We start from the raw sequence: 15705 nt of genomic DNA on the forward strand, positions 1-15705 counted from the left end.
CGGCGCGGGACATTGACGGGCCGGGTGGGGGGTGCCAAGAGGCTGGGCCCGCCATAGATAACCACTGGAGCCATCCGGCATCAGTGGAATGAGTTTGAGCGGTAGGCGGAAGCGGACTGTATGAGCGACGTGAACGAGCAGGACAAGGACAAGACTGCAGCCAAGCCCAAGCGGCTCGAGCTGAAGAAGACCGTTGAGACCGGACAGGTGCGCCAGAGCTTCAGCCATGGCCGTACCAAGGCGGTAACGGTCGAGGTGCGCAAGAAGCGCACCATTGTCCCGCCGGGTTCGAAGGCTGCCGAAGCTGCACCGGCTGCCGCATCTGCGGCGCCCGCCTCGGGTGCTGCTGCGCCGCGCGCCGTGACGCCCAGCGTGCATGTGCCCTCGCATGCCGAAAAGATTGCCGAATACGATGCCGCCAAGGCGGCCAAGGCCGCTGAAGAGGCTGTCGCCTCGCAGGCCCGCGTCGCTGAAATCGCCAAGGCGCCGGACACGGCACCTGCGAGCGCTGCGCCTGCCCCGGCGCCAGCTCCGACCGCGTCGCGCGGTGAAACCCTGCGCAGCAGCGGCCCGCGCATGACCGCGCAGCCGACCAGCGATGTCCGCCCCACCAGCGCCGCCGCCGCCCGTGATCGCGACCGCGCCCCGGCCCGGCCGGCTCGGACCAGTGGCATGGTGCTCAAGCCGATGTCGGAGGAGGAGCGGCAGGCCCGCACTCGTACGAACGAGGATGAGCGCCGCAAATACGCCGAGATGCGCCGCGTTGCCGAAGAAGGCATGCGCCGCCGTATGGACGACCAGTCCAAGATCCACGCCGAGCGAGAGGCGGCCCTGCGCCGCCAGGCCGATGAGGATTCGCGCAAGAAGGCCGAAGACGAAGCGCGCAAGAAGGCCGAGGCCGAAGCGGCCCGTCGTCTGGCCAATCCTGAACAGGCTGCCACCACCGGCACTGCCGCTGCGCCTGGCGCTCCGGCGCCGACCGGCGTGCGCCCGCCGATGGATGAAGAGGATGACAGCGGCGCCAAGCGTCGTAGTGGTCCTGGCGGCACCAAGATTGTGCCGGCCAAGCCGACCACGCTGCGTCCCAAGGATGGCGGCGAACGCCGCACCGGCAAGCTGAGCGTCTCTGCGGCGCTGAACGAGAACGAGCGCGTGCGCTCGGTCGCCTCGTTCCGTCGCCGAATCGAGCGCGAGAAGCGTTCACATGGCCAGGCGGCCGCGGAGCAGCAGAAGATTTTGCGTGACGTCGTCGTCCCCGAGACCATCACCGTGCAGGAACTGGCCAATCGTATGGCCGAACGTGGCGTGGATGTGGTCAAGGCGCTGATGAAGATGGGCGTGATGGCGACCATCAATCAGACCATCGATGCCGACACCGCCGAACTGATCGTCGGCGAATTCGGCCATCGCGTGCAGCGCGTGGCGGAGTCCGACATCGAACTCGGCCTCGGCGGCGAGAAGGACGAAGATGCGGTCATGGTGCCGCGCTCGCCGGTCGTCACCGTCATGGGCCACGTCGATCACGGCAAGACCTCGCTGCTCGATGCACTGCGGTCTACCGATGTGGTCAGCGGCGAAGCCGGCGGCATCACCCAGCATATCGGCGCCTACCAGGTGCATATGAAGTCGGGCAAGGCGATCACCTTCCTCGATACGCCAGGCCACGAAGCCTTCACGCAGATGCGCGCCCGCGGCGCCAAGGTCACCGACATCGTCGTGCTGGTGGTCGCGGCCGACGACAGCGTGATGCCGCAGACGGTGGAGGCCATCCATCATGCCAAGGCGGCCGGCGTGCCGATCGTGATTGCGATCAACAAATGCGACAAGCCGGCTGCCAATCCGCAGAAGGTGCGGCAGGAGCTGCTGCAGCACGAGATCGTCGTCGAGCAGATGGGCGGCGAAGTGCAGTCCATCGAAGTGTCGGCCAAGACCAAGATGGGCCTCGACACGCTGGAAGAAGCCATCCTGCTGCAGGCTGAAATCCTCGACCTCAAGGCCAATCCCGACCGCAAGGCGGAAGGCGTGGTGGTGGAAGCCAAGCTGGAGCGCGGCCGTGGCTCGGTCGCCACCGTGCTGGTGGCCCGCGGCACGCTGCATGTCGGCGATGTGTTTGTCGCCGGCAGCGCCTGGGGCCGCGTGCGTGCCCTGATCGACGATCATGGCAAGAATGTCGTCTCGGCCGGTCCGGCCGTGCCGGTCGAAGTGCTCGGCCTGCAGGGCAATCCGGAAGCCGGCGACGAGTTCGTCGTGGTCGAGAACGAAGCCCGTGCCCGTGAAGTGGCCGAGTTCCGCGAGCGCAAGCAGCGCGAAGCCCGCTCCGCCATCTCGGCGCGCGGTTCGCTCGAGCAGATGTTCTCCAAGATCCAGGCCGGCGAAGCCAAGGAACTGCCGATCGTCATCAAGACCGACGTGCAGGGTTCGCTGGAAGCGATCCAGGCCGCCGTCAACAAGCTGGGCACCGAGGAAGTGGTTGTCCGCTTCCTGCACGGCGCCATCGGCGGCATCAACGAGTCCGACATCTCGCTGGCCGGCGCCTCGAAGGGCGCCGTCATCGGCTTCAACGTGCGTGCCTCCAAGCAGGCACGCGAACTGGCCGAGCGCGAAGGCGTCGACATCCGCTACTATTCGATCATCTACAACCTGATCGACGACCTGAAGGCGCTGCTCTCGGGCATGCTGGCACCGACCATTCGCGAAAACTTCCTCGGCTATGCCGAGATTCGCGAGGTGTTCAACATCACCAAGATCGGCAAGGTCGCCGGTTGCATGGTCACCGAAGGCATCGTCAAGCGTGGCGCCAAGGTGCGCCTGCTGCGCGACAACGTGGTGATTCACGAAGGCGCGCTCTCGACCCTCAAGCGCTTCAAGGACGATGCACGCGAGGTCAAGCAGGGCATGGACTGCGGTATGTCGTTCGAGAATTACAACGACATCCAGGTCGGTGACATGATCGAGTGTTTCGAACTCGAGAGCGTGGCGCGCGAACTGTAATCGCGCGTCAGCCTTACCTTCGGAGCAGCAGATGGCGCAGAGCAAGCGCAGTGGTGGCGGCAAGCCTGCCAAGGGCGGGGGCAAATCCGCCCGCGGCGGCGCCAAAGGCAGTGGTCGCGACGAACTGCCCGGCGGACGCAGCCAGCGCCAGCTGCGCGTCGGCGAGGAGTTGCGCCACATCCTGTCCGATGTGCTGCGCAACGGCCATTTCCGCGACCCCGATCTGGTCGATCTTGTCGTCACCGTCACCGAAGTGCGCGTCAGCCCCGATCTGAAGGCGGCGACCGCTTTCGTCATGCCGCTGGGCGGCAGCGATGCGCCCAAGATCATCGCCGGGCTCAACCGCGCCACCTCCTATATCCGCATGGAAGCCGTGAAGCAGATCGACCTGCGCGTGGCGCCGCAATTCTCCTTCAAGCTCGACCACAGCTTCGACGAGGCCGCCCGTGTCACCAGGCTGCTGCAGCAGCCGGCGGTGAAGGCCGATCTCGACAAGCCGTCGGACGAGGAATGAAAAAGCCCAACCTATGAAAAGGAAGGGCCGCCCGGTCCATGGCTGGGTGATCGTCGACAAGCCGCTCGGGCTCACCTCGACGCAATGCCTGGCGAAAGTCCGCCGCCTCACCGATGCCGCCAAGGCCGGCCATGGCGGCACGCTGGACCCGCTGGCGACCGGCATCCTGCCGATCGCTTTGGGCGAAGCCACCAAAACCGTGAACTGGGTGATGACGGCGGGCAAGACCTACCGCTTCACCGTGCGCTGGGGCGAAGCCACCGAAACCGACGATACCGAGGGCGCGATCACGCAGCGCTCGGATGTGCGTCCCGATCGCGCCGCCATCGAGGCGATGCTGCCGAGCTTTGTGGGCGAGATCATGCAGCGGCCACCGGCTTATTCCGCCATCAAGGTGGACGGCCAGCGCAGCTATGACCTGGCCCGGAAAGGCGAAATGCTGGAGCTGGCGGCGCGGCCGATCCGCATCGATGCGCTGCGTCTGATCGACTGTCCCGATCCGGATCATGCCGTGTTTGAAGTCGATTGCGGCAAAGGCGCGTATGTCCGCGCGTTGGGCCGGGATTTTGCTTTATCCTTAGGCACTTACGGACATATCACGGTGCTCCGGCGGACCCGGGTCGGGCGCTACGATGAAAAGGCGGCCTTTTCGCTGGATTCACTGGAGGAACTGTGCCAAAAGGACGCCGCGCACGCGTATCTGCTGCCGATTGAAACCGCGCTGGACGACATCCCGGCCCTGGTTCTGACCGGCCCGCAGGCTGACCGCCTCAAACACGGCCAACCTATAAAGATCGCGCTGACGGCCCCCGGACTCCCGCCGGAAGGCGAACTTCTGGTGATGGCAGACGGCAAGCCCGTCGGCCTCGCAGAGCGTTCCGCCGACGAGGTCCGCCCGCTGCGTTTGTTCAACCTTTGATGTCGCGGAGTTAAGTCATGACGATCACTGCCGAGCGCAAGACCGCGCTGGTTGCCGAATATGCCACCAAGAAGGGCGACACTGGTTCGCCGGAAGTCCAGGTGGCCGTGCTCACCGAGCGCATCAACAACCTCACCGACCATTTCAAGTCCCACAAGAAAGACGTGCATTCGCGTCGTGGCCTTCTGATGATGGTGAGCAAGCGTCGCAGCCTGCTCGACTACCTGAAGAATATCGACACCGCGCGGTATGACTCGCTGGTCAAGCGACTGGGTCTCCGCAAGTAACGACTATGGCAGCTGCAGCGAATGCAATCGCCAGCAGCCGTATTCCGGATACGATGACACACGCCCGCTCCCGGACCGCCGGGGCGGGCGTCTGCATTTCATCGTAGTCCGGACATTGGCCGGCGGCATCGGGATGGACTCGATGCGCCGGTTTGCCGCGCGCGACTGATGTCGTCGTGCCGGCCGGGCGGGAGGCGATGGGCGCCGTCCCGCCGGGTGCCTGGGTCAGGGTCAGTCCGAAGGACCAGGGCGCCGAGGAAGGAAGAAAACAGATGTTCAATATCCACAAGACCGAAGTGATGTGGGGCGGCCGCAAGCTCACCATCGAGACCGGCAAGATTGCCCGTCAGGCCGATGGCGCCGTGATGGTGACCTATGGCGACACCATCGTGCTCTGCACGGCGGTCGCCGCGAAGAACCCGAAGCCGGGCGTGGACTTTTTCCCGCTCACCGTGAATTACCAGGAGAAGACCTTCGCTGCGGGCAAGATCCCCGGCGGCTTCTTCAAGCGTGAAGGCCGTCCGACCGAGAAGGAGACGCTGACCTCGCGTCTGATCGATCGTCCGATCCGCCCGCTGTTCGCCGACGGTTTCCGCAATGAGACCCAGGTCGTTGCCACCGTGCTGTCGCACGATCTGGAAAACGATCCCGATATCGTCGCCCTGGTCGGCGCCTCTGCCGCGCTCACCATCTCGGGCATTCCCTTCATGGGCCCGATCGGTGCCGCCCGTGTCGCCTACATCAACGGCGAATATGTGCTGAACCCGACCAAGACCCAGCTGACCGAAGCGGGCAACAAGCTCGACCTCGTCGTCGCCGGCACCGCCGACGCCGTGCTGATGGTTGAGTCGGAAGCCCAGCAGCTGCCGGAAGACGTGATGCTCGGCGCCGTGATGTTCGGTCACAAGGGCTTCCAGCCGGTGATCGAAGCCATCATCGGCCTGGCGGAACGCGCCGCCAAGGATGCGATGCCGCTGCAGGCCCGCACCGGTTACGAGACTGCCTTCAAGAAGCTGCAGGATTCGGGCATCGAAGCCGAGCTGCGCGTCGCTTACGAAGAGAAGGTCAAGCAGGCCCGCTATGCCAAGGTCGGCGAAGTGAAGGCCAAGGCCAAGGCGCTGTTCGCCGATGGCGAAGCCAACCCGGTCGACGTTTCCGATGCCTTCAAGCATCTGGAAGCCCAGGTCGTGCGCTTCAACATCCTCGACACCGGCCTGCGCATCGACGGCCGCGACACCAAGACCGTGCGTCCGATCGTATCGGAAGTCGGCGTGCTGCCGCGCGCCCACGGTGCCGCGCTGTTCACCCGTGGCGAGACCCAGGCGCTGGTTGTCACCACGCTGGGCACCGGCACCGATGAACAGATCATCGACGCGCTGGACGGCGAATACCGCGAAGCCTTCATGCTGCACTACAACTTCCCTCCCTACTCGGTCGGCGAAGCCGGCCGCATGGGTTCGCCGGGCCGCCGCGAAATCGGCCATGGCAAGCTGGCCTGGCGTGCGGTTCGCCCGCTGCTGCCGGCGAAGGAAGCCTTCCCCTACACGATCCGCGTCGTCTCGGAGATCACCGAGTCGAACGGTTCCTCCTCGATGGCCACCGTCTGCGGCACCTCGCTGGCGCTGATGGATGCCGGCGTGCCGCTGACCGCTCCGGTCGCCGGCATCGCCATGGGCCTGATCCTGGAAGACAAGCGCTTCGCCGTGCTGTCCGACATCCTGGGCGACGAGGATCACCTCGGCGACATGGACTTCAAGGTTGCGGGCACCAACGAGGGCGTCACCGCCCTGCAGATGGACATCAAGATCGCCGGCATCACCGAAGAGATCATGAAGGTGGCGCTGGAGCAGGCCAAGCATGGCCGCGTCCATATCCTGGCTGAGATGGCCAAGGCGATGTCGCAGAACCGCGCTGGCGTGAAGGAAAACGCCCCGCGCATCACCACGATGAGCGTGCCGAAGGACAAGATCCGTGAAGTGATCGGGTCGGGCGGCAAGGTGATCCGCGAGATCGTCGAGAAGACCGGCACCAAGATCGACATCGAGGATGATGGCACGATCAAGATCGCGTCGAGCGATCCGGCCGCTGCCGACGCTGCCGTGCAGTGGATCAAGTCGATCGTCTCGGAACCCGAGGTCGGCATGATCTACAAGGGCAAGATCGTCAAGCTGGTCGATTTCGGCGCCTTCGTGAACTTCTTCGGCAGCCGCGACGGCCTCGTGCACGTTTCGGAAATGGCGCCCAAGCGCATCAACAAGCCGAGCGACGTGGTGTCGGAAGGCCAGGAAGTGCGCGTCAAGGTGCTGGGCATCGACGAGCGCGGCAAGGTCCGCCTGTCCATGAAGGTGGTCGATCAGGCCACCGGCGAGGACCTGTCGAACAAGCCGAAGACCGACGAGGCCGAGCAGGCTGAATAAGCCTTCGGCAGACAAAACGGAAAAGGCCGGGAGCGATCCCGGCCTTTTTTATTGCCTGGTTCGGTCAGCGCGGCGCGAGGCAATCCCGACCGCCCGCATGGTTTAGGGAATCTTAAGTTCCAGGCGCGATGTTGGCCGAAACCAGAGGTGTGCTTTGCAATTCAGCGGTAAGACGGATCTGCCTTTCGAGCCTTATTTCGTGGTCGGTGCGCCGCGCACCGGCACCACGATCCTGCATGCCCTGATCTGCACCGATGACTCGGTGAACGATTACATCGCCGAATGCAGTTACTTCACTGCACTGCTGCCGCCCTTCACAGTGGGCTGGAACACTTTCGAATCCCATACCTATGCCTATTTCTCTGGCGGCCGTCCGGAATTCGGGCGTTATCACAGCCAGCTGCTGCGCGCGGTGCTGCATGATACTTGGGAGCATGCCGGCCGGCCGAAGAAACTGGCGCTGAAGGACCCGGTGCTGAGCCGCCAGATCGGCAACCTGGCGCAGCTGGTGCCAGAAGCGAAATTTGTGCTGTCGATCCGCGATGTGCGCGATGTGGCCGCCTCGCGCGTCACCGTGATGCGAAAGGGCAATGCGCAAGCCGTGATTTCCGAACAGGATATCCTGCGCATCTGCCAGGAGTTCAACGCTTCCTATGCACCGCTGCTCAACGCGCCGGATGTGTTCAGCAAGCGCGCCCTGATCGTGACCTATGAAGGCCTGAGCCGCAGCGGCAATCTCAAGCCGGTCGACAGCTTCATGGGCATTACCTGCCAGCCGGACCGGGTGTGGAAGTCAGACCTCACCGATATCAACCGTCCGGCCAGCAAGACCGAATGGCATACCGAGCAGTATGGCCGGCCGCTGAATGCCGACTCGATCGGCAACTACGCCAGCATCCTGACGCCGCCGCAGGTACAGATCGTGCTGGACCAGTGCGGCCCGCTGATGCAGCAGCTCGGCATGCCGCTCATTTGAGCGGCATTACTGCGGATTTTCCAGCGCCAGCAGCGGCGCGATGATGCGGCGATAGCGACCATCGACACGTGCGGCGCGGTAGGCCGCGCGCAGGGTCGCAACGGTCTGCTCGGGCAGGTCTGCCGAACCCGCAATCCAGAAGGGCACGGTGGCAAAAGCCTCGCTGGTCCGCAGTTCGGCCGGATCGAACTGCAGCTGTGCCCAGGTCGCGCGTCCCACCGCACGCAACGTAAACCAGCCGTCGATCCGTCCGGCATGCAGCAGGCGGGCATTATCGATTTCGCTGTTGCTGGTTTCGAAATTTTCCAGTCCGAAGGACTGCAGCATGCCCTGCAGTTCGGAGCCGCGCATCACGCTGACGCGCGGCAATTCGCGCGCTGCGGCCAGGCTGCCGACCGGCGTCCTGTCCCGGCGGGTGAAGAAGACGGCGCGGTCGGCGTAAACCTCACCGATCCAGATGAAACGGTTCTCGCGCTGCGGGGTGCGCAGCAGTGCGGGATACAGTGTGCTGCCCTGTTCGAGCGCCAGCAGGGCGCGCTGGAACGGCAGGATGCGCACGGCCTGATCGACGCCGACGCTGCGGGCGAGAATCTGCAGCAACTCGATCGCGGGGCCGGTGCCGACGCCGTTGGTCTCGATGATATAGGGCGGCCGGGCCGCGCCGATCACCTGTAACGGCTGCGGCGGGGCAGCGGGCGCCGCCGGCTGGGCGAGGGCTGCGGACGGTGCCAGAGCCAGCGCAACCACAGCCAGGGCGAGGGCAACAGCCCAACGCCTCCGCCGCGCGCAGCCGGCGAGTCGTGGCAACGAATAAACCCTGTCCTCCCCCATAAAGCCCAGATTAATCCCGCCTGTGGTAAGAAAGCGCTTATTTTCCGTCCTTAATATATGCCGGCAAACCGGGCCGGATGGGCGACAGCGGCATCGTGATCTCGCTCCCGTCCCTTTCCGGCCAGATTGTTGCCGTTTTTCTGCGTTTGGATTGTGATGCCGAGTCTGTCTGGAGCCATGAAATGCCGATGCCACAGCCGCGCCCTGATGCAACCCGCCTTGCCGGCCTGTTGACGATCAGGCTGGCGGCCAGGGCGGCAGCTTGCGGCCTTGCGCTTGCCGGCGCCCTGCTGGTCGCTGCGCCGCCGCTGCAGGCGCAGACCACCTCCCCGGCACCCGCCGCCGACTCCGTCCCGGCCGATACCGAGGATGTGATGGACGGCGCCACCATCGTGCGCGGCAAATACAATACCGGCGAAACCAGTGCCGACTGGGAAGCCGCGCTGCGCAACGGCAAGCCGGAACGCATCGCCGAATGGCGCGAATACGGCGGCAACGGCAATGCCAATGTGGTGTTCAGCTTTCACAACGGCGACCTGATGCACTATGCCGAGCATGGCCGCCGTCGCGGCGGTCAGGCCGGGTCGATGGACGGGCTGCGTCGCGTCGATCTCAATCTCTCCTTCTCCAACGGCCGTTACACCGGCGGCCGCAAGACGATCGACGGGATCGAAACGGAACCCACCGATGCCGAAATCCGCGGTGCCAATGTGCAGGCGCTGGCGGCGCTCGAGCGCCTTGCGGTGGCCAAGCCGGCCTGGCAGGACAGCCGCCAGAGCACCGGTTTCTCGATCGCTTCGATCCCGCAGGCGGCGGCGCCCAGCGCCGAGGCCCGCAAACTGGCCGGCGCCGGCGGCGAGATCGTGTTCCGCTGCACCGAGCAGGTGGTTGCCGTGATGGGGGCTGCGCAGGACCGGCTGGTGGTGGAAACCCAGGGCCGCGATCCGGTGACCCTGCAGCGCCAGCCGCCCGGCCATCGCTACGATTATTTCGGCGCCGGCTGGGGCGCCCAGCGCAATGGCGAGGATCTGCGGCTGGAAGAAGCCAGCGGCCGCGCCATGCTCTGCCGCATCGTCTCGGCGGCGGCGCCGCCCGGCTCGCTGCCGCCAGCTTCAGCGCAGCCCGCCGCGCCGCGCTAACCCGCCGCGTCAATTCAAGGCGCGCGCCGCCCGGCGATCTTGAAGCTGGCGCTGGCGCGATTGGTTACCAGCGATCCCATCCGCAATTCGCATTGCACAGTCAGGATGTCGCCATCGACCTGCAGGTCGATCAGGTGGCATTCCAGCCAGGCGCCGATCGGCGCCGGCCGGCGATACTCCACGGTGAGCTTCGTGGTCCACATTCTGGTGACGTCAGGGCGCTGGTGGTGGATGAACGACGCCATGAAGGTATCGGCCAGGGTGGCGAGGAAACCGCCATGCCCGGTGCCATTGCGGTTGCCATGCTTGGGTCGCACATGCAGGCCGTAGACCGGCGACGCATCGTTTTCATGATGGCGAACGTAAACCTTGCCCAGTGCGGCAAAGAATTTCGACACCGGTGGCAGGACGGTGAAACCCGGCGGCACCGGTTTCGACCTGTAGCCCGGCCTGGAGGATTGCTTTGTCATGCCCCGCTGAATGGCCTATGCGGACGCGGAAGGCAAGTCATGCATAAGATGCAAAAACGCAGGACAAAAAAATGAGGGCGACCGGGGGGAAGGTCGCCCTCAAGGGGGATTCATAGGGGAGGAAATCCGAAACGAAGCGACTCTGCAAAATCTCTCCGTTCCATGATTCCTATATAGGACGTCCTTGCCCATCTTGCAGTGACGGGCGTCACTTTTCATGAAATCGCCTCATTCCCCGCCGAGTCAGGCTTTACCCGACTTTGCGGGAGCGCAGGCGGAGCAGCAGCGGCACAACTACCAGCAGGGTTGCGATGATCAGCAAGGTCAGACTGAGTGGGCGGGTTACAAAGGTAGTCATATCGCCGGCCGAGATGGTCATGGCGCGACGGAATTCCTGTTCGGCAAACGGCCCGAGGATCATGCCGATCACGGCGGGCGCAGTCGGGAAATCGAAGCGGCGCATCAGATAGCCGACGCCACCGATCAGGTACAGCAGCACCAGATCGATCCACGACTGGCTGATGCCATAGGTGCCGATCGTGGCAAAGACCAGGATGCCGCCGTAGAGCCACGGCGCCGGGATGGTGAGAATCTTCGCCCATAATCCGGCGAGAGGAAGATTCAGCACCAGCAGCATCACGTTGCCGACATACAGCGACGCGATCAGGCCCCAGACCAGTTCGGGCTGGTTCTGCAGCAGCAGCGGCCCGGGATTGATGCCGTAGGACTGGAAGGCCGACAGCATGATCGCCGCTGTCGCCGAGGTCGGCAGACCCAGCGCCAGCATCGGCACCAGCACGCCGGCGGCCGAGGCATTGTTGGCGGCTTCCGGTCCGGCCACGCCTTCGATGGCGCCATGGCCGAATTCCTCCGGCTTTTTCGACAGCTTCTTCTCCAGGAAATAGCTGACGAAGGTGGGGACTTCGGCGCCGCCGGCCGGCAGTGCGCCGAAGGGGAAGCCGAGGAATGAACCGCGCAGCCAGGGTTTCCATGAGCGCTGCCAGTCTTCCTTCGTCATCCAGGCGCGGCCTTCCAGCTTGATCACACTGGCATCGGTCTTGGGGCGTGCCGCGAGATAGAGCGTCTCGCCGACCGCGAATAAACCAACGGCCACGACGATGACGTTGATTCCGTCCAGCAGCTCAGGCAGTCCAAACGTGAAGCGCGCTTGCCCGGTCTGCAGGTCGATGCCGACCAGGCCAAGCAGAATGCCGAAGGTCAGCGCCGTCAGGCCGCGCAGCATCGATGAGCCCAGCACGGCCGAGACGGCGACGAAGGCCACCACCATCAGCGAGAAGTAATCGGCCGGACCGAAACGCAGGGCGAACTCCACCAGTGGCGGCGCCACGAATGTCAGACCGAGCGTGCCGATGGTGCCGGCGACAAAGCTGCCGATGGCCGCAGTGGCAAGGGCAGACGCCGCGCGGCCCTTCTTGGCCATCTTGTTGCCTTCGAGCGCCGTGACAATGGTGGCGCTTTCGCCTGGTGTGTTCAGCAGGATCGAGGTCGTGCTGCCGCCGTACATCGCGCCGTAATAAATGCCGGCGAACAGGATGAAGGCGGCGGTGGCTGGTACGCTGAAAGTGATCGGCAGCAGCAGCGCAATCGTCAGGGCGGGGCCCAGACCCGGCAGCACCCCGATCGCGGTGCCCAGCGTGACGCCGACCAGCGCCCAGAGCAGGTTCATCGGCTGCAGCGCGACGGCGAACCCGTTGCCGAGGAGATCGAGGGTTTCCATCAGTCCAGTGCCCCGAGGAAGCCGGCACCGATGTTGATGCCGAGCAGTTCAGCAAAGCCGAAATAGGTGACGGCCGAGAGCACAAAACCGATCAGCGCATCGCGTAGCGGCCGGCGGCTGCCGAAGGCGCGCGCCGTGCAGGCAAACAGCAGCACGGAGGCGGGAATGAAGCCGAGCGGATCAATCAACCCGACATTCAGCACCAGCCCGAGCAGAAGCCAGCCGATCCCGCGCAGATCGAGTACCGCGTCGCTTTCTTCCGCGTCGCTGACCCAGCGGCCGCTCACCGCCTGCACCAGCAGCGCGCCGCCCAGTGCGATCAGCAGCGCGCTGGCCAGATAGGCGACCGCCGTGGGCCCGACCTTGGCATACATCGGCGAGACCGGAATCTGCGTGGTCTCATACAGCGCCAGCAGGCCGAGGGCGATCACGCCTAGCGCCAGCAATGCCTCGGGCTTACGGAGCCGGTCCATGGGTGCGGGACTCAGGCCAAGCCGAGATCCTTCAGGATCGCCTCGATGCGCGTGATCTCGGCATCGAGATATTTGCCATAGGCATCGCCAGCCAGGAACACGTCGGTCCACTCGCGCGTCTTCAGCTGCTCCTGCCATGGGGCAGAGTCGCGCATCTTGGTCACCAGCTCGATCAGCGCCTTCTTGTCGGCATCCTTGATGCCCGGCGGCGCAAACACGCCGCGCCAGTTGTAGAGTTCGACATCGAAGCCGGCTTCCCTGATCGTCGGCACGTCGATGCCGGACTGGCGCTTGTCGGCCGAGATGGCGAGTGCCCGCAGCTTGCCGGCCTTGACCTGCTCGCTGAATTCACCCCAGCCCGAAACGCCGCAGGTCACCTGGTTGCCGAGCAGGGCAGCGAGAGCCGGTCCGCCGCCGGAATAGGCGACGTAGGATACCTTCTTGGCTTCGCCGCCCGATGCCTTGGCCAGCATGCCGGCCAGGATATGGTCGGTGCCGCCGGCCGAACCGCCAGCCCACGACACCTTGGCCGGATCGGCCTTGAAGGCTGTCATCAGGTCCTTCAGCGTCTTGTGCGGCGACTCGTTCGGCACGACGATCACTTCGAATTCGCCGGTCAGGCGCGCGATCGGCACGGTCTGCGTCACTTTTACCGGCGACTTGTTGGTGATCAGTGCGCCCACCATCACCATGCCGGCCACCATCAGCGCATTGCCGCGGCCCTTCCACTGGTTCACGAATTGCGGCAGGCCGACAGCCCCACCGGCGCCGCCCACATTGGTCACCTGCGCGCCCTTGATCAGGTTGGCGCTCTTCAGCGCCTGCTCCATGCTGCGCGCGGTCTGGTCCCAGCCGCCGCCGGGATTGGCCGGCACGAAGAACTGCACCTGGTCGATGGCGGCGCGCGCGTCACCGGCGAAGCCGGGTAGCAGGGCGGAAACGGCGGTGGCACAGGCCGTGGTTTGCAGGAAGCTGCGGCGATTCAGCATGTTTCTCTCCCGTACGGATTTGTTCGTTGCCTGCAGTAGAGGACAGACAGGCATCGGAAAACAAGGAAATACGGTGTAAAAACCGCGCGATTACGGGCCGGTTCCCGGTCTGACGCGAATCAGGCTGCTGCGAAATCGGGCGGCTGCAGATCAGCCCGGCAGCAGCACGTCCACGGTGGTGCCTTTGCCGGGCTGGCTCAGGATTTCCAGCCGGCCGCCATGCAATTCCACCAGGCTGCGGCAGATCGACAGACCGAGGCCGGCGCCACTATTGGCGCGTGTGCGGTAGACATCAATACGATGCAGATGCAGCGGCTGGCTCATCGCGCGGCTTTCGGATTCGCTCATGCCGATGCCGGTGTCGCGCACGCGGATACGGATGATGCCGTTGTCCTTGCTGGCTTCCAGGCTGACGCTGCCCTGCGGCCGGCTGAACTTTACGGCGTTGCCCAGCAGGTTGACCAGGATCTGCGTCAGCGCGCGGGGATCGGCATGCAGTGTGAGGTCGGTCGGCGCACAGGACAGTGTGATCTCGGCCTGGCGCGCCTGCGGCTGCACCATCGCCAGGGCACTCTGCGCGATCTGGTCGAAACTGCAGCTCTCGATGCGGATATCCAGGCGGCCGCTTTCCAGCCGCGAGAGGTCGAGAATGTCGTTCACAAGCCGCAGCAGATGCTCGCCCGATTCCTGCACATTGGCGGCATAGCCGAGCTGGCGTTCACTCAGAGGCCCGGCATAGCCGCCGGACAGCATCTGCGCAAAACCGATGATGGCATTCAGCGGCGTGCGCAACTCGTGGCTCATGTTGGACAGGAAGGCGCTTTTCGCGCGACTGGCGCCTTCGGCGGCTTCGCGCTGTTCGATCAGCTGAGCTTCGGTTTCCTTCAGCCGCGAGATGTCGATGCCGCAGGTGATGATGCCCATGACGCGGCCTTCGGTATCGCGCAACGGCACTTTCAGGGCGAACAGAACGATGGGCCGGCCGTCCGGCCCGGTCCAGGCCTGCTCCATATGCGTCGGCTCGCCGGTTTCCAGCAGGCGGCGGTCGATATCCTCGATCACCGCGGCCGCGCTGGGTCCGACGATCTCGCTCCAGGTGCGCCCCATATATTCGACATTGTTGGCCTGCCGCAGTTCGCGCATGCGGCGGTTCATCATGCGATAGCGCAGATCGCGGTCCTTGTAGCTCATCGTCGCCGGCATGGCGTTCAGCAGCGCCTCGAGGAACTGCGCCGTCTCATGCTCGGCGTCACGCGCACGGCGTTCGCTGCGGCGCGCATTGTCGAACTCGATCATCATCAGGCCGAGGCCGGTCAGCATGATCAGCAGGATGGAGAGCGCCAGCGCTGAATCCATGCTGGTGCTGCGATCGACCAGCCGCATCGTGTAGATCAGCGACAGGCCGCCGCGCGCCAGCAGGATAATGCCGGTGACGGTATAGAAGATCGAGCGCTGCTTGAGCAGCAGCAGGGTGCCGCCATAGAAGAAGCAGAGCAGGCTGACGAAAGGCGCCGAGGTGTAGATCGCGTAATGGCCGAGCCGCTGCGCCGCCACCACCGCCACCGTGACCGCAACGCCGGCCAGCAACGCGTAGATCAGGCGGTCGCCATAGCCGACCAGGACGCGGATGCCGGAGGCGAGCACGATGGCCGAGCTGACGGTGCAGAGCGTCGCCACCATGGTCAGGCCGGAGCCGAGGCCGAGCGGCGTGACCGCCAGCAGCAGGAACGCCAGCGCCAGCAGTGCATGACCCAGCGCCCAGAACAGAAGGTGCCGGCCGCCATCCAGATAGCGCCAGGCCATCAGGCAGGCCAGGGCGACCAGCAGAGGGGCGAGGGCCGCGGAAATCTGAATCGTCGAAAGGATCATGCCAAGCCTGTGAACACACCCTAACCTTTGATTGCGGGCAGTTCCGTTTCAATCAAAAACTGCAGGCACTGTCACCTATTTCGCCGGACTTC

13 protein-coding genes are annotated in these 15705 nt (G+C 64.8%); 7 read left to right on the top strand and 6 right to left on the bottom strand.

Features of this window, described 5'->3' with window-relative positions; translation table 11 throughout:
* Positions 1-120: 120 nt before the first annotated feature.
* The 6 genes from infB to FNB15_RS08150 all read left to right on the top strand — a co-directional run bounded on the left by infB (position 121) and on the right by FNB15_RS08150 (position 8104).
* Entirely contained in the window at positions 121-2991 is a 2871-nt protein-coding gene (gene infB, locus FNB15_RS08125) for a translation initiation factor IF-2 (protein WP_144068218.1), read from the top strand.
* Between the two features lie 31 nt (positions 2992-3022).
* A complete protein-coding gene (gene rbfA / locus FNB15_RS08130; RefSeq protein WP_144068219.1) occupies positions 3023-3505 on the top strand; it encodes a 30S ribosome-binding factor RbfA in 483 nt (160 codons plus the stop codon).
* 13 nt (positions 3506-3518) lie between these two features.
* A complete protein-coding gene (gene truB / locus FNB15_RS08135) occupies positions 3519-4424 on the top strand; it encodes a tRNA pseudouridine(55) synthase TruB (protein ID WP_144068220.1) in 906 nt (301 codons plus the stop codon).
* Between the two features lie 17 nt (positions 4425-4441).
* Positions 4442-4711, top strand: coding sequence for a 30S ribosomal protein S15 (gene rpsO, locus FNB15_RS08140; RefSeq protein ID WP_144068221.1), 270 nt, complete (start codon positions 4442-4444; stop codon positions 4709-4711).
* Positions 4712-4983: 272 nt separating this feature from the next.
* Positions 4984-7128: a polyribonucleotide nucleotidyltransferase gene (gene pnp / locus FNB15_RS08145; RefSeq protein ID WP_144258684.1), complete on the top strand. Its 2145-nt coding sequence runs from the start codon at positions 4984-4986 to the stop codon at positions 7126-7128.
* 154 nt (positions 7129-7282) lie between these two features.
* Positions 7283-8104 (top strand): sulfotransferase family protein, encoded by an 822-nt coding sequence (locus FNB15_RS08150; RefSeq protein ID WP_185973773.1) that lies wholly within the window; start codon positions 7283-7285, stop codon positions 8102-8104.
* A gap of 6 nt (positions 8105-8110) precedes the next feature.
* Here the strand turns inward: FNB15_RS08150 and FNB15_RS08155 are convergent, their stop codons facing one another.
* Entirely contained in the window at positions 8111-8773 is a 663-nt protein-coding gene (locus tag FNB15_RS08155) for a substrate-binding periplasmic protein (protein WP_185973774.1), read from the bottom strand.
* 344 nt (positions 8774-9117) lie between these two features.
* Between FNB15_RS08155 and FNB15_RS08160 the strand changes: the two genes are divergently transcribed.
* Positions 9118-10074, top strand: a complete 957-nt coding sequence (locus FNB15_RS08160) for a hypothetical protein (protein ID WP_144068224.1) — start codon at positions 9118-9120, stop codon at positions 10072-10074.
* Between the two features lie 14 nt (positions 10075-10088).
* On the opposite strand, the gene FNB15_RS08165 is transcribed toward FNB15_RS08160, so the two are convergent.
* The 5 genes from FNB15_RS08165 to FNB15_RS08185 all read right to left on the bottom strand — a co-directional run bounded on the left by FNB15_RS08165 (position 10089) and on the right by FNB15_RS08185 (position 15613).
* Positions 10089-10544 carry a PaaI family thioesterase gene (locus tag FNB15_RS08165; RefSeq protein WP_144068225.1) on the bottom strand — a complete coding sequence of 152 codons (456 nt, stop codon included), beginning with the start codon at positions 10542-10544 and terminating at the stop codon, positions 10089-10091.
* A 250-nt stretch (positions 10545-10794) separates the two neighbouring features.
* A complete protein-coding gene (locus FNB15_RS08170; protein WP_144068226.1) occupies positions 10795-12282 on the bottom strand; it encodes a tripartite tricarboxylate transporter permease in 1488 nt (495 codons plus the stop codon).
* On the bottom strand, positions 12282-12755 hold the full coding sequence (locus FNB15_RS08175; protein ID WP_144068227.1) for a tripartite tricarboxylate transporter TctB family protein: 474 nt from the start codon (positions 12753-12755) through the stop codon (positions 12282-12284). The genes FNB15_RS08170 and FNB15_RS08175 overlap by 1 nt, the downstream gene beginning before the upstream one ends.
* 11 nt (positions 12756-12766) lie before the next feature.
* The gene (locus FNB15_RS08180; RefSeq protein WP_144068228.1) at positions 12767-13744 is read right to left on the bottom strand and encodes a Bug family tripartite tricarboxylate transporter substrate binding protein; all 978 of its coding nucleotides are present in this window, start codon (positions 13742-13744) and stop codon (positions 12767-12769) included.
* Between the two features lie 150 nt (positions 13745-13894).
* Positions 13895-15613 carry a PAS domain-containing sensor histidine kinase gene (locus FNB15_RS08185; RefSeq protein ID WP_144068229.1) on the bottom strand — a complete coding sequence of 573 codons (1719 nt, stop codon included), beginning with the start codon at positions 15611-15613 and terminating at the stop codon, positions 13895-13897.
* Positions 15614-15705 lie beyond the last annotated feature (92 nt).

The organism is Ferrovibrio terrae, from assembly GCF_007197755.1.
Classification (GTDB): Bacteria; Pseudomonadota; Alphaproteobacteria; order Ferrovibrionales; family Ferrovibrionaceae; genus Ferrovibrio; species Ferrovibrio terrae.

Coding starts and splice junctions, on each gene's coding strand:
- infB (WP_144068218.1), top strand. CDS start 121: ATGAGCGACGTGAACGAGCAGGACAAGGACAAGACTGCAGCCAAGCCC.
- rbfA (WP_144068219.1), top strand. CDS start 3,023: ATGGCGCAGAGCAAGCGCAGTGGTGGCGGCAAGCCTGCCAAGGGCGGG.
- truB (WP_144068220.1), top strand. CDS start 3,519: ATGAAAAGGAAGGGCCGCCCGGTCCATGGCTGGGTGATCGTCGACAAG.
- rpsO (WP_144068221.1), top strand. CDS start 4,442: ATGACGATCACTGCCGAGCGCAAGACCGCGCTGGTTGCCGAATATGCC.
- pnp (WP_144258684.1), top strand. CDS start 4,984: ATGTTCAATATCCACAAGACCGAAGTGATGTGGGGCGGCCGCAAGCTC.
- FNB15_RS08160 (WP_144068224.1), top strand. CDS start 9,118: ATGCCGATGCCACAGCCGCGCCCTGATGCAACCCGCCTTGCCGGCCTG.
- FNB15_RS08165 (WP_144068225.1), bottom strand. CDS start 10,544: ATGACAAAGCAATCCTCCAGGCCGGGCTACAGGTCGAAACCGGTGCCG.
- FNB15_RS08170 (WP_144068226.1), bottom strand. CDS start 12,282: ATGGAAACCCTCGATCTCCTCGGCAACGGGTTCGCCGTCGCGCTGCAG.
- FNB15_RS08175 (WP_144068227.1), bottom strand. CDS start 12,755: ATGGACCGGCTCCGTAAGCCCGAGGCATTGCTGGCGCTAGGCGTGATC.
- FNB15_RS08180 (WP_144068228.1), bottom strand. CDS start 13,744: ATGCTGAATCGCCGCAGCTTCCTGCAAACCACGGCCTGTGCCACCGCC.
- FNB15_RS08185 (WP_144068229.1), bottom strand. CDS start 15,613: ATGATCCTTTCGACGATTCAGATTTCCGCGGCCCTCGCCCCTCTGCTG.